General features: G+C 35.8%; 8 protein-coding genes. All 8 read left to right on the top strand.

Features of this window, described 5'->3' with window-relative positions; translation table 11 throughout:
* Positions 1–189: 189 nt before the first annotated feature.
* The 8 genes from PL77_RS14320 (at position 190) to PL77_RS14290 (ending at position 14,220) form a co-directional block, all read left to right on the top strand.
* Positions 190–3,336 (top strand): M4 family metallopeptidase, encoded by a 3,147-nt coding sequence (locus PL77_RS14320; protein WP_052444423.1) that lies wholly within the window; start codon positions 190–192, stop codon positions 3,334–3,336.
* A 1,030-nt stretch (positions 3,337–4,366) separates the two neighbouring features.
* Entirely contained in the window at positions 4,367–5,353 is a 987-nt protein-coding gene (locus tag PL77_RS30600; protein WP_052444422.1) for an Ig-like domain-containing protein, read from the top strand.
* Between the two features lie 104 nt (positions 5,354–5,457).
* Complete coding sequence (locus tag PL77_RS14310; protein WP_082026539.1) at positions 5,458–6,513, top strand: family 16 glycosylhydrolase; 1,056 nt, start codon at positions 5,458–5,460, stop codon at positions 6,511–6,513.
* A 1-nt stretch (position 6,514) separates the two neighbouring features.
* Entirely contained in the window at positions 6,515–7,819 is a 1,305-nt protein-coding gene (locus PL77_RS30595) for a glycosyl hydrolase (RefSeq protein WP_052444420.1), read from the top strand.
* 54 nt (positions 7,820–7,873) lie between these two features.
* Complete coding sequence (locus tag PL77_RS32545) at positions 7,874–8,011, top strand: hypothetical protein (protein ID WP_371199224.1); 138 nt, start codon at positions 7,874–7,876, stop codon at positions 8,009–8,011.
* A 122-nt stretch (positions 8,012–8,133) separates the two neighbouring features.
* Positions 8,134–9,360 (top strand): hypothetical protein, encoded by a 1,227-nt coding sequence (locus PL77_RS14300; RefSeq protein WP_044206529.1) that lies wholly within the window; start codon positions 8,134–8,136, stop codon positions 9,358–9,360.
* A 94-nt stretch (positions 9,361–9,454) separates the two neighbouring features.
* Positions 9,455–12,559, top strand: a complete 3,105-nt coding sequence (locus PL77_RS14295; RefSeq protein WP_044206694.1) for a TonB-dependent receptor — start codon at positions 9,455–9,457, stop codon at positions 12,557–12,559.
* Between the two features lie 14 nt (positions 12,560–12,573).
* Positions 12,574–14,220, top strand: a complete 1,647-nt coding sequence (locus PL77_RS14290) for a RagB/SusD family nutrient uptake outer membrane protein (RefSeq protein ID WP_044206526.1) — start codon at positions 12,574–12,576, stop codon at positions 14,218–14,220.
* Positions 14,221–14,277 lie beyond the last annotated feature (57 nt).

The raw sequence follows: 14,277 nt of genomic DNA, 5'->3' as shown, positions 1-14,277 counted from the left end.
GTATTTTAAGTAGATTATAAGAAATAATAATGATTTTATCAGGTATTGTAATTTGTGATTTAAAAAACTACTTCGATATATTTGTGCACGGCTATTAAAGTATTATCATATTCTAATTTACTAACTATTTAAACATTGCCTTTGCTAACAGGCATTAATAAATCCAATTCAATAACTTTAACTAAAACAATGAAAAATGTTTTACTCGCTGTAATTCTACTTGGGATTTTCAGCATCACTAACTTAAAAGCACAAGAGTTAATACGTCTCGATCAAACCAGCAATGACCGAAAACAAAAAATTACTCTTCAACAAGCTGAAAGTGTACTAAGAGAAAGATTAAACTTGGGAGTTCCAAGTAGTTTTAAACCAATTGAAACTAGAGTAGATGAGTTAGGAATTAGTCATCGAAGATTTCAAGAGTTTTTTGAAGGCATAAAAGTAGAGTATGGCGGTTATACTCTCAATTTCAAAGGTGAAGATCCTTTGTCGATTGTGCATCATATGAAGCCAATTAAGCTGCAATCCATCAAAGCCTCTTTGTCTGAAAAAGAAGCTTTAGAGGTAGCTATCGGTAGGGTTGGTGCAACAAAGTACATGTGGCAAAGGGCAGGCGAAGCAGAAATTGCATTGCAAATGTCAGAGGGAGAAAAGAAGACTTTCTATCCTAAAGGCGAACTTGTAATTGTACCCAATTATGAGGCGACTGATAAGTCATCTCGTTTTCAACCTGTTTTGGCTTATAAGTTTGATATTTATGCAGAACAACCTTTAAGCAGATCTTATGTGTATGTAGATGCACATACAGGTGACATTGTGCACGTTAATCCAATTATCAAACATGCAACGGCTGAAGGATCTCTCGTTACTCGTTATTCAGGAACGAAAACATCTAATACTGACGCCTATAATGGCTCTTATCGATTAAGAGATTATTCGAGAGGAAACGGTATTGAAACGTATGATATGAATACCGGAACAAACTATAATCAAGCTGTTGATTTTGTTGATAATGACAACAATTGGACTGCAGCAGAATGGAATAATTCTCAGAAAGACAATGCGGCATTAGATGCACATTGGGGAGCTCAAATGACGTATGATTATTTCATGTCTACCCATAACCGAGACAGTTGGGATGGTAATGGAGCTGCAATCAAAAGTTATGTACATTTTGATAACGCTTATGATAATGCATTCTGGAATGGCTCAGTGATGACTTATGGAGATGGAAGCGATACCTACTTTGATGCATTGACATCATTGGATGTAGCAGCACATGAAATAGGACATGCAATTTGTGAAAAAACGGCCAACTTGGTTTATCAAAGAGAGTCTGGAGCACTCAATGAAGGTTTCTCGGATATTTGGGCGGCATGTGTTGAGTCTTATGCTGCTCCTGAAAAAGATATTTGGTTGATCGGTGAGGATATTGAAAGAAGATCTACAAGTCAAGCACTGCGTTCAATGAGTAATCCAAAATCGGAAAATCAGCCAGATACTTATGGGGGAACAAATTGGTATAATCCAAATTGTGGAACGCCAACACGAAATAATGATTATTGTGGAGTACATATTAACAGTGGCGTTTTAAATTATTGGTTCTATTTATTGACAGATGGAAAAACCGGAACCAATGACCTAGGAACTGCATATTCAGTAGCGGGTATTGGCATTGATAAAGCAGGTAGAATTGCTTACAGAACAGAAGCCGTTTACCTTTCATCTACGTCTACTTTTGCAGATGCTCGTACATTTTCAATTCAATCAGCCATCGACCTTTATGGCGCTGGTTCAAATGAAGAAATTCAAACAACTAATGCTTGGCATGCTGTGGGTGTTGGAGCAAAATATGGAGAGGCATCCGCTTATTGTGCATCAAAAGGTAGTGATGCTTCTTACGAATGGATTGCCAATGTAACAGTTGGTGACCTCGTAAATACATCTGGAACTAATGGAGGTTATAATAATTTTTCCGCAACAGAATCTGTAACCTTAGAAGCAGGAAATACTTATAATGTTTCACTTTCTCCAGGTTTTTCAAATCAAGCTTATAATGAATATTGGAAAATATGGATTGATTTAAATGCTGATGGTGATTTTGATGATGCCAACGAGCTTGTTTTTGATGGAGGATCACTTTCGAATACAACAAAAACAGGGACCATCACAATTCCATCAAATACTGATGCAACTACTACACGAATGAGAGTTTCTATGAAGTACAATGGTGCTCAAACAGTTTGTGAAACTTTCGACTATGGTGAAGTTGAAGATTATGCCGTTGAAATTACATCTGGTGCACAAGGTGCAATTTGTGCAGTTCCAACCGGGTTGTCTACGAATACCGTTACATCAAGCACTGTGGATTTATCATGGAATAATGTAGGCTCTGCGAATGATTACACTGTACGATTAAGAGAGCAGGGAAGTACATGGAGCACTTATACTGCTACTACAAATGCGGCATCATTCAGTGGTTTGTCTACTGCAACAACTTATGAAGTACAGGTCGCTTCAAATTGTACTTCTGGAAGTTCTGCTTATTCGTCTTCGATCGCATTTACGACAACAAGTGGTGGTGGTACCCCTTCAAATTATTGTTCGTCAAATGGAAATGATGATTCTTATTTCTGGATTGACGATGTGAGATTTGGTTCACTATCTAATAGTAGTAATGCAGATGGAGGGTATGCTGATTATACTTCATTGAGTGCCGGAACACTTGTAAAGGGAACAGATGAAACGGTCTCTTTCAGTGCGGGGTATAGCGGGACTAATTATACGGTTTATTGGTCAATATGGATAGATTATAATCAAGATGGAGACTTTGAGGATTCAGGAGAATTATTTGTTCAAGGATCATCAAGTAGCGCCAACTTATTATCTTCTACTCAGACTATTCCAGCGTCAGCACAAAATGGTCTTACTCGAATGAGAGTGGCCATGAAATATGGAAGTGCATCTACTCCATGTGAATCGTTTACTTATGGAGAAGTAGAAGATTATACGGTCAATATTTCTAACAGTGCAAGTATAAATACCATTGCTCAAACCCTGTCCAACACTAGAGTAGAATCATTGGGTAGTGCATTGACGCATTCATCATTTGATGTTTATCCCAACCCTGCCCAATCTATTATTAATATTACTACAGGAGTTTTTGCAGGAAATGGCACCTTATCCATTTTCAATATAAATGGTCAACAAGTACTTTCTCAATCAGTCGATACAGAGAAAGTAGTGATTCCAGTACAAACTCTTCAAAAGGGTATGTACTTGATAAAAGTTAGCAATGCATTAGAGTCCAAAACGAAGAAGTTCATTGTAGAATAATAAGTACTAAGACAAAATTATTTAATACTAATTCTATTTATTGTTTTGCGATTACTTCCTTCAAAAAACGCAAAATAGAACCACTATTCATACGTTTTTTAGCGTTGTACTCACAAAAAATAAATACGAATTAACTATGATCTATTTTTGACTTAATATATTGTAAACTAAGTTTTCGAATATTTATGGTATTTAGAAATCAGGAGATTTCTGCTGATCTGTAGGACACGAATGACGCTATCGCTTAACATTCGCGCCAGTGGATTTTCTATCCAATTCATTTGTTACTTCTTCCCTTGAATTTTTTGCTTCGTTTTTGTTTCAAGACAAAAATGAAGAAGAAGGAAGCTTGAAAGTAGATCCTATAATTATTTGTAGAAAGGTCGATTGAAAGTTGACGATAATTTAGTTTACAATGTACTTAATACATACTTCTAATTAAATAGTTAGTACATTAGAATAAAACGATAATTTAATAGCTAAAGCTACCTCTTGTAGAGGTGGCTTTTCTCATTTTAAGCACTTGTCATTTTTAATTGTACAATGATATAATAGCAAGTATTTCAAAAAAAATCAGTACGATAAACTAATAGAGGAAGGCCTTCGATCATTAAATCAATCGTTTTCTAAAAAAATCCTAAAAATAGAACTACAACATCATAAAAAAATGCAGTTGTTGAGTTGTCTTTAGACTTTAATTTTCACTTTTTATTAAGCGTTATAGATACTTTTTTTGTTGGATTATTTAATTTTATTTTGCTGTATTTCAGTATTTTGTGTTTTGTTGTTGAGTGTATGTTGATATCGTTTTTTGTGCTGTTAAGATTAAGTTGACATAAGGTTTTTTGTTGGTGTCTGTTTTACACCTAAAATTGTATTGCAAGTTCAAAGCAAGCTTTTTTTCGATCTCTCAAAAGGGAATTTTTATGAAATGACAATGAAAACATCGTCTATTTAGTGACCAAAAATCATTATCCCTTTCTCAAGAGCTAAAAAGTTATTCATACACTATTTATTTAATTTTTTACTTATGTCAACTAATTTAAGATTAGCGTTATTTATTCTACTAGGAGTAGTAGGTACTTCATTTTTTTCATCATGTTCTAGTAGTGACTCAGATGGACAAGAAGAAGTAGTGTTACCAGAAGTTACAGGAATTACTTTAGACCAAACTACGCTAAGTGTGGCTTTAGGATCTTCTGCTTCTTTAACAGCATCATTACTTCCAGAAGGGGTAACAGGTGATATTTCATGGAGTTCATCAGACCCTACAGTATTAGCAGTAGTCAATGGTGATATTCAGCCTTTAAAAGTAGGTGAAGCAACAGTAGCAGCTACACATGGTACTTTTACAGCGACTTGTGTAGTGACTGTATATGAAGATGCAAGCAGTGGTACATTAGACCCGGTTCCGGAAGTATTACAAGGTGAAGATTATTATGTAATTTCTTTAGATGAAACAGCATTTAAAACAATCGAGTCTAAAGTAACTTATGACCTTCGTGTGGATGATGTTGATAAAAACTTTTACATCTGGGATGGTACTTTTGTTGGAGGCCAACCTCAAGGAAATAACTACTTTGATTTAGAAGAAGGATGGATGAGTTTAGTTGTAGGTTCGGCAGGCTGGTCAGGTGCTGGATATAACGTTGGATCTGGATTCGGAACTGTTGACATGACTCCTTTATTTAATGCTCCAGAGGATTATTACTTCCACATTGCAATGAAATCATCAAGTTCTTCAACAGTTTACACATTGATTTTTGCTGATGGTATTTCTGAAGCAAAAGTAGTTTTAGGTGCAGGCCCTGACGGTGACGGTGTAGCTCCTTACGGTGATTTTGAGCGTAACGGCGAATGGCAAGAAGTAAGCATTCCATTAACTCATTTCCATGAGCAAGGCGTATTCTACAATCAGCCAGTAAGTGATGTGAATATCTTTGCTTTCTTAGCTGGTGGTAATACTGGTGATACGATTGATGTTGATGCTATTTTCTTCTACAAAAAGAAAAAATAAGGAATCTTTTAAAAGAATAGTCTTTACATAGTGAAGGCTATTCTTTCACCGACTTTAAACTAAACTTTCAATCAAACTTTTAAGGTTGAATCAATAATACTAGAATGAAAAAATTATTACTACTACTGATTTCGATGACCTTCTTTGCATGTGCCGCAGAGACTTCTTTAGAGGAAGAAAACACTGCCCTACAGTTGTCGAGTGATGCTTTAACCATAAGTGTAGGTCAATCAGAACAACTAAAGATATTAAGTGCTCCACAATCCGATCAAGAGGTTGTTTGGACAACAGATGATGAATTTATAGCATCTGTCTTTCATGGTGTAGTGACTGCTCATCAAAGTGGTACAACCACCATTTCAGTAGTGATGGGAGAGGAGGTTGCTACATGTACAATTACAGTTCCCGAAAGAGAATACAAATTGGTTTGGCAAGAAGAGTTTGATGGTGATGCGTTGAATCTTGATTATTGGACTTACGAGGTAAATGGCCGAGGAGGTGGAAATCAAGAATTACAATACTACACAGACAGACCTGAGAATATTAGAGTAGAGGACGGTAAGCTTATCATTGAAGCAAAGAAAGAGGAATATGAAGGTAAAAATTATACTTCTGCCAGAATCATTTCAAAAGACAAAAAAGATCTTCGATACGGTAAAGTAGAGGCTCGTTTGAAAGTGCCAGGTGGTAGAGGTACTTGGCCGGCATTTTGGATGTTGGGATATGGACGTTGGCCTGATGCGGGTGAGATTGATATTATGGAACACGTAGGTTATGAGTCAAATATTTTTCACTGTGCACTACATACTAAAAACAAGAATGGTTTGAATGGGCAAAATGCTCATGGTGAACAAATTTTTGATCAAGACGTTTCAGGTGAGTTTCATACTATCACCATGGAGTGGGTAGAAGATGAGTTTATGGGATACGATCGTATACATATTTATGTTTATGGTAATTTAACTAAGACCTTTGCGGAGACGAAACAACTTCAAGATGCAGGAGATTGGCCTTTCAATCAAGAGTTTTTCTTCATTCTAAATTTAGCAATTGGAGGATCATGGGGAGGAGCACTGGGTGTTGATGACACTATGTTTGACAACCCGGTCTTATTTGAAATTGATTATATAAGAGCTTATCAATTAGCAGAAGTGGAGTAATATGAACTCTTATTTATATCTAATTTCCATATTCTTTCTCTTTACATGTTGTCAAGTCCAACAAAGTCTTGACAACATTGTGGAGGAGGAAGAAGAAGGGGCGATCACCGGAAGTACTCAGAAAAGAAGTACGAAAAGAGGAGTTTCTTTCGCCTTTAAGTATACAGAAGATGTAGAGGTTTTAAGTGAAGGAATTTCATGGTCCTATAATTGGAGTCCTCTTCAGTTTGACAAGTTTATGCCATTGACAAAAGAGCGAAATATAGAGTTTTGCCCAATGGCTTGGAATGGAGTGAATGAAGAGCAAATCAGAACTTACGTTCAAAAGAATCCAGAGGTGAAATATTTACTGGCTTTCAATGAACCGAATTTAACGGATCAGGCCAATATGACACCTCAACAGGCAGCTGAAAAATGGGATGATGTGAAAGCAATAGCAAAGGAATTGAATTTGAAAATCATATCTCCAGCTATGAATTATGGAACATTAGAAGGTTATCATGATCCTATAAAATGGTTGGATGAGTTTTTTGAATTGGTACCTGATCATGGTATTGAAGGCATTTCCGTGCATTGTTACATGACAAGTGCAGCTGCTTTGAAGCGGTATATTGAGATGTTTAAAAAGTACAATATGCCTATTTGGTTAACGGAGTTTTGTGCTTGGGATGGAAATGTAACGCCTCAAAGTCAATTGAACTATATGTCTGATGCCTTGAATTATTTGGAAAGTGATCCTGATGTTTACCGTTATGCTTGGTTTATTCCAAGAGGACAAGGTGCTGAAGATTTATTTCCATATATGTTTTTATTAAAACAATCCTCAGATGTACAACTTACAGAACTGGGAATGGTTTACAATCAGATGTCGACTTTTGATAAAGACAACTATTTTGGAATAGGGCAGAAAATTGAAGCAGAACATTACAGTGACATTAGTATTTCTGAATCAATTGGTGATACAGGATGGACCAATGGGCCTAGAGTAAGACGTACCACCGAAGCTCCTAATGAGACTTTAGAATTATATAATTTCTTGAAAGGGCAGTGGGTAGAATATCAACTCAATGTACCTGATAACGGCGAGTATAATTTGAATATTCGATATGCATCATTTGTCGATACTCAGCTATCGCTTGAAATAGATGGTTTAGAAATGACGGTGATGGATTTACCTTCTACAACGGAAGAATTTATATGGAGTACACACCAAAGTAAGGTGACACTAACTACTGGTAAACATACAATACGACTAATACAAAATAAAGGAACAGTATCTATTAATTGGCTTCTTTTTAATCAATAATAACAAATTACCATGGACCATTTAAAAAGGAAACAATGGTTCGGAATGAAATGAATATCAAATAATAATACGGGTTCAAGATGGGAAAGTAATCATGCAGATAACCAATGGATAACTGTTGATTTAGGACAAATGTATGACAGAAGAAGTTTTGATAACATTTCAATTCAGAAGACATTACAATTTATGTAAAATGGACAATTGTATTATAAGAAATGGATTTGAATAGATGTGTATAACTAAATCAGCTGTAGTCTCAGCAATGAGATGTGCAGTTGAAATGAACAATTAGAATTAGCGTTATGAAGAGAAGGATGAATTATATTTTTAAACTTATTGTATTTTATGGTATTGTTTTACTGTTTCCACTTTGTGTAGCTGGAATGCAAAGCAAGGTTATTCATCCTTCTTCTTTTTCTGATCATTATCAAATCTTGGATCAAGAAGTAGCAATCTTCAACACGGATCAGTCCTATTCTTTACAAGAAGTCATTAAAGAATATCCTGATCATTTTGAAGTCTATTCTAAAGAAAATTCATTAAGAGAACGTAAAGAGTATTGGGTAAAAATCACATTGAAAACCTCATTTTTGAGGGGGCGTAATTGGCTTTTTGAGTTAAATCATAATCATTCAGATCTTGAAGTGTACGGTAAAACTCAAAGTGATTCAACATTCTTTATTACTAATCTATCCACCGTTCAAACTTTATACTCTTCATTGTTTAAGGAGCATTCGGTTTTCTTATTAGACAAGCTTAATAGTATTAAAGAACACACCGTGGTGGATTTGTATTTACATTTTACTAATTCCTATAACAAAGAACTGTCGTTTCAATTGGTAAGTGATGATGCCTTTTTTAAGACAAGTAATGAGCTACACTTTTTATCAGGTTTAAAATATGGAGTGTTAGGAATTTTATTCCTTGTTTCAGTGGTCTGGAGCATCGTCATTGATAAAAAGAAGGTGTTATTTTTTGTCTTCTTATTAGGTCTATTCACCTTATTCTTATCGAGTAATATTTATAGTATTCAACATTTATTTGAAGTAGAATATCAACAGGTTTTACTTATTCATAATATGCTGGTAATCTTCCATATTACCCTTATTTTAACTATCATTCCAAACATTTATAAATGCAATATTAGACAATTTCATTTACTACATTTTGTGGCATTATGGTTTGTGACTGCTTTTCTCTACCAAAGTTTAGGTAACCATTATTTTGAGAATATATGGCATCAGTACATCGTACTTTTGCCTATTGTTATCGTCATCCCTTTGGTCTCTCTTTACAACTACTTTTTAAAAACATTAAAAACAGCAGATACCATCTCATGTGTATTACTGTTTGTCACATTAATATTTGGGATTTCTAGAGAAAACATCTCCTCTTTCAAAGCATCCTGTAGTCAGGATTCATATCATTTTTTGTTGCTGATCATTACCATTTTGATCAGTATCTATCAATTCAAAATAGATCACAATGTCATCACACAAAGAAATGAAAACGTGAAAAAGTTGGTTTATCAACCTCACTAAACAGAGGGTAGATATTGATTTATCTGCTCAATTATAAAGAAACACGCTCTTACAAAGCTAATTTTTAGATGAATAATTAATACAAATGAAAACAATGAATAAGCTCTTTATTTTGAGTCTACTACTGATCAGTAATATTGCTTTTTCGCAGGAGTCTCGTATGATTTCGGGAAAGGTGATAGATAGTAATCAGAAAGCTCCTATTCCGGGAGTGAATGTAAAAGTTAAAGGTATAACAAAAGGAACAATAACAGATTTAGGAGGTAATTTCAGTATACTGGTAGAGCCTTCAGAAACAGAACTGACTTTTACTTTTATTGGATATAAAGAAAAAACAGTTTCAATCTATAATAAAACGACCATTGATGTAAGTTTAGAAGAAGATGTTGAGCAGTTGGATGAAGTAGTGGTAGTAGGATATCAAGTCCAAAAGAAAAGTGTTGTAACTGGTGCCATTGCTTCGGTGAAATCTGAAGATATTACACAAGTACCAGTACAAAATGCAGCACAATCTTTACAAGGTAAAACGCCAGGGGTATTAGTAACCCCAGTATCAGGACAGCCAGGTGCGGGTATTGATATTAGAGTAAGAGGAACAGGTTCTAACGGAGATAACACACCATTGTATGTTGTGGATGGTATTCAAATTGACAACATTAATTTCTTGAACCCATCGGATATTGAGTCTATTGAGGTGTTGAAAGATGCGGCATCATCGGCGATTTATGGATCAAGAGGTGCAAATGGTGTAGTATTAGTCACCACCAAAAAAGGGAAAGAAGGAGTAAGTACGGTAACTTATGATGGTTACTATGGTATTCAAGAAGCATGGAGAAAAGTACCTGTAATGAATGCTCAACAGTACATGGAGTTTCATAATGAAGGAGCAAAAAATGGAAACGCATTAATGCCATTTTCAGAAGATGAAATTTTAAATAATGCCGTAGATACAGATTGGCAAAATGAGATCTTTGAAGCTGCTCCAATTCAAAGCCATAACTTACAATTTTCTGGAGGAACAGAGAAATCCAATTACATGACGAGTATTGGTTATTTTGGACAGCAAGGTATTGTTGCACCAGCAAAATCACAGTTCGAACGTTTTACAGTACGTTTAAATGCATCACATAAACTATCAGAGTATTTTAGAATTGGCACTAATGTGAGTTTTGTGAGAGAAGAGTCACAGGGCATTAATGAGAACAACCAATTTGGTAGTGTATTACAAAACGCTCTTTTACATGACCCGCTTACTCCTGTATTGGAATCAGATCCTTCCAAAATAGAGGAATATGAGAATATGGACGTTTTACCTGTCACTAACAGTAATGGTGATTTCTATGGTATTTCAAATCAATCATTACGTGAGATAGTTAATCCGTTAGCTCGTATTGAAAATACTTATGAGAATAATAAAAATAATAAGTTCATCGGGAATATGTTTTTGGAACTAACGCCAGGTATTGAAGGCTTGTCAATTAAAACAGATCTTGGGGTGGATATTGGAAACTGGTACGGAAGAGGATATTCTCCAGAAGCTTATTTTAATAATGTCACTTATTCAAATGCATCTAGGGTCAACCAATTTCAAGGTGCATACACAACACTTCAATGGGAAAATGTAATTTCATACAATAAGAAAATAAATGAACATAAGTTGAGCTTCTTAGTGGGTAATACTGTGAGAACATGGGAGTCTGAAGACAATTTTTCTGCTAGAACAAATGTACAGATTAATGGTTGGGACTATGCATGGGTCAACAACGGAACAGCTGACAAAACACAAGGAGCAAGTGGTGGTATGGCACAACATGGCTTAGTTTCCTACTTTGGGAGAGCTTCTTATGACTATAAAGAAAAATATTTACTCTCAGTAATTGCTCGTTATGATGGTTCTTCAAGGTTTGGGGCAGCAAACAAATTCGGCTTTTTCCCATCTGTACAAGCAGGTTGGATTCTTACTCAGGAAGATTTCTTAAAGTACAATGAGACCGTGAATTTCCTGAAGCTAAGAGCATCATGGGGTAGAGTAGGTAATGAAAGAATTGGAGATTTCGGTTACTTGGAATTATTTGACCAAACACCACCTTATTCTTATGGTAATGGAGAAAATCAAAATATGAACTCTGGCTATGGTATTACAAGAATGCCAAATCCAGATCTAAAGTGGGAAACTGCTGAAGAGATTAATGTGGGTATAGACGCAGGGTTCTTTGGAGATATGTTATCTGCATCCATAGACCTTTATTCTCGTCAAAGAAAAGACCTTTTAGGTACTAAGCCAGTACCAGCATTTACAGGTGTAGGTGGTCCTATTTTTAACTTAGGGACTGTATCAAATCAAGGTGTAGAAGTGGCATTGACTTATTCTAAACGTAAAGGAGAATTAACTTTCGACATCACGGGTAACTTTGCTTATAATGACAATAAAATGGTGGAAGTAGCCAATGAAGATGGACGATTTACAGGACCTTCTATGCACTTTGGTGAAGGGCAGCTGATGATTCAAGAAGAACATGCAATGCCGTTTTACTTTGGATGGAAAACTGATGGCATTCTTCAAAATCAAGCAGAAGCAGATGCTTATAATGAGAAGTTCAATCAAGATAGCAATGATAAGGCTGTTCCTGGTGATATCCGTTTTGTAGACCTGAACGATGATGGTGTAATTGATAACGATGATAGAACAGATATTGGATCACCCGTTCACTCTTGGATGTACGGTTTAAATATCAGAATGGAGTACAAAGGTTTTGATTTTGCAATGTTCTGGCAAGGTCAGGCAGGTGGAAAGTTGATCAATGGTAATCAACGTATTGACCTTACAAAAGCACAAAACTATCCTACACGTTATTTAGATAGATGGACAGGTGAAGGTTCTACGAATAGTTTCCCAATTTTTTCTTACGAGGATGATAACAGAAACTTTATCCGTCTAAACGATATGGTACATGTTGAAGATGCTTCTTATTTACGATTGAGAAATATTCAGCTTGGTTATACATTACCTCAACGCTATTCAAGTGCAGTAGGAATGAGCAAACTAAGAGTTTATGTTTCAGCCAATAACTTATTGACATTTACAGAATACTCTGGAATGGACCCTGAAGTAGGACATGGAGGTATTTGGACGGGCTATGACTACGGTTCATATCCGCAAGCGAAATCATACTTATTGGGATTAAACATTGCTTTCTAAAAAAAAACAGAATCATGAGACTTAAAAATATATTAATTGCAGGTATGGCTTCAATGATGTCAGTCACTTCCTGCCACAGCGTTTTGGATGTAGAGCCTACACAATCACAAACTGCTGAGACTTATTTTTCTTCTTCAAAAGAAGCTCAACAAGCTTTATTTGGGGTGTATGAAAAATTAAGATCAGATTATAAAAATACCGTTCCTAATAGTAATCCAATTCTTGAGGCCGCATTAGGAGATGATGCTCATATTGGAGGATCTCCTGATGGTAATGACATGCTTTCATTACAGCGAATAAGCAACTTTGAAGCATTTACCAATTCTGCAACGGCTTTGGCAGAGTGGAGCAAGTGCTATGGTGCCATTCAAAGAGCAAATACACTTTTAGCTAATTATGACCAGATCAATTTTGTAGCAAAGGATGGTGATTTGGAAAAAACAATTTTGGGTGAAGCCACTTTCTTACGTGCTCATTTCTACTTTGAATTAGTTCGTTATTTTGAGAATATACCTTTGATATTAGATCCTTTAGAAGGAGACTCTTGGACATCGATCACACAAGCTGATCCAAAAGATGTTTATGCTCAAATTTCAAAGGATATTTTGACGGGTATCGCTTTCATGACTGATGAAGTGGAACCTGAATTTGAGGGGCAATTGACAAAGTATGCAGCCATGGCTGAATTGGTCAAAGTATACATGTTTTATACAGGTTACTACAATCAAGAAAGTTTGCCAGTGGTGGGTAGTAACCCTATCACAAAGGATGCAATCATTGATTATGCAGAACAAGTGATCAATAGCGGTAATTATGCTTTGGAAGAAAATTATGCCGATTTATTCAATGAAAATGGTAACTTTTCAAAGGAAGCAATTTTTGAAATTACATTTGTAAATACGGGTTCTGGACACTGGGGAGATTGGTCGTTTGGTAGTATTTTTTGCCAAATGGCAGGGCCAAGAGAGCATTCGAGTGCCCGTTTCGCACCAGGTTGGGGTATTTTTTCTCCAACAAGAGAATTGGAAGCACAGTTTGAAGAAGGTGATACTCGAAAAGCGGCAACGATTGTCTATGCTAAAGAGCTTATTGATCTTACAGGAAAGACGTATGAATTGAATTATCAGTTTACTTCAATGCACGCAAACAAGTACACCACGCACTTCTGGAATAAAGCAAGTTCGGAAACGCCTTTGAACTGGGGGCAAAACTACCACTATTTACGTCTTGCGGATGTCTATTTGTTAGCGGCTGAATTGTACGTGGATTCTAATAATGGTAAAGCGACAGAATATGTAAATATTGTTCGTCAAAGAGCAGGATTAGATCCATTGACAAGCGTTTCTTTGGAGGATATCTATCAAGAGCGTCGTGTGGAGTTGGCTTTTGAAGGGCATCGTTATTTTGATGTCTTAAGAAGAGGTTTGTCTGTTGCTGAAACAGAATTGACAACAGAAAATTATCAGTTAGTACCTCCAACGGATACAGATGATATATACATCAGCAAAGAAGGGTATAATTTCACGGGTGATGTTTCTCCGAATGGAGATCCGTCTATTTTTGAAGTAACGTTCGATCCTTCTAAAAAAGGGTTCTTACCAATTCCTCAATATGAACTAGACTTACATTCAGAACTAAAACAAAACTCTGGATACAACTAATTCATCGTTTATGCTTAATTCATCGGTAGTTCTGGGCTTTTGCTCAGAACTACCTTT

Source organism: Flammeovirga sp. OC4, assembly GCF_000812565.1.
Lineage (GTDB): Bacteria > Bacteroidota > Bacteroidia > Cytophagales > Flammeovirgaceae > Flammeovirga.
The sequence above is the reverse complement of the archived record's forward strand: the minus strand, read 5'-3'. Positions and strand labels throughout refer to the sequence as shown.

What these genes read in the sequence shown, in the direction of transcription:
- PL77_RS30595 (WP_052444420.1), top strand. Translation starts at nt 6,515, where the DNA reads ATGAACTCTTATTTATATCTAATTTCCATATTCTTTCTCTTTACATGT.
- PL77_RS30600 (WP_052444422.1), top strand. Translation starts at nt 4,367, where the DNA reads ATGTCAACTAATTTAAGATTAGCGTTATTTATTCTACTAGGAGTAGTA.
- PL77_RS14300 (WP_044206529.1), top strand. Translation starts at nt 8,134, where the DNA reads ATGAATTATATTTTTAAACTTATTGTATTTTATGGTATTGTTTTACTG.
- PL77_RS14310 (WP_082026539.1), top strand. Translation starts at nt 5,458, where the DNA reads ATGAAAAAATTATTACTACTACTGATTTCGATGACCTTCTTTGCATGT.
- PL77_RS14320 (WP_052444423.1), top strand. Translation starts at nt 190, where the DNA reads ATGAAAAATGTTTTACTCGCTGTAATTCTACTTGGGATTTTCAGCATC.
- PL77_RS14290 (WP_044206526.1), top strand. Translation starts at nt 12,574, where the DNA reads ATGAGACTTAAAAATATATTAATTGCAGGTATGGCTTCAATGATGTCA.
- PL77_RS14295 (WP_044206694.1), top strand. Translation starts at nt 9,455, where the DNA reads ATGAATAAGCTCTTTATTTTGAGTCTACTACTGATCAGTAATATTGCT.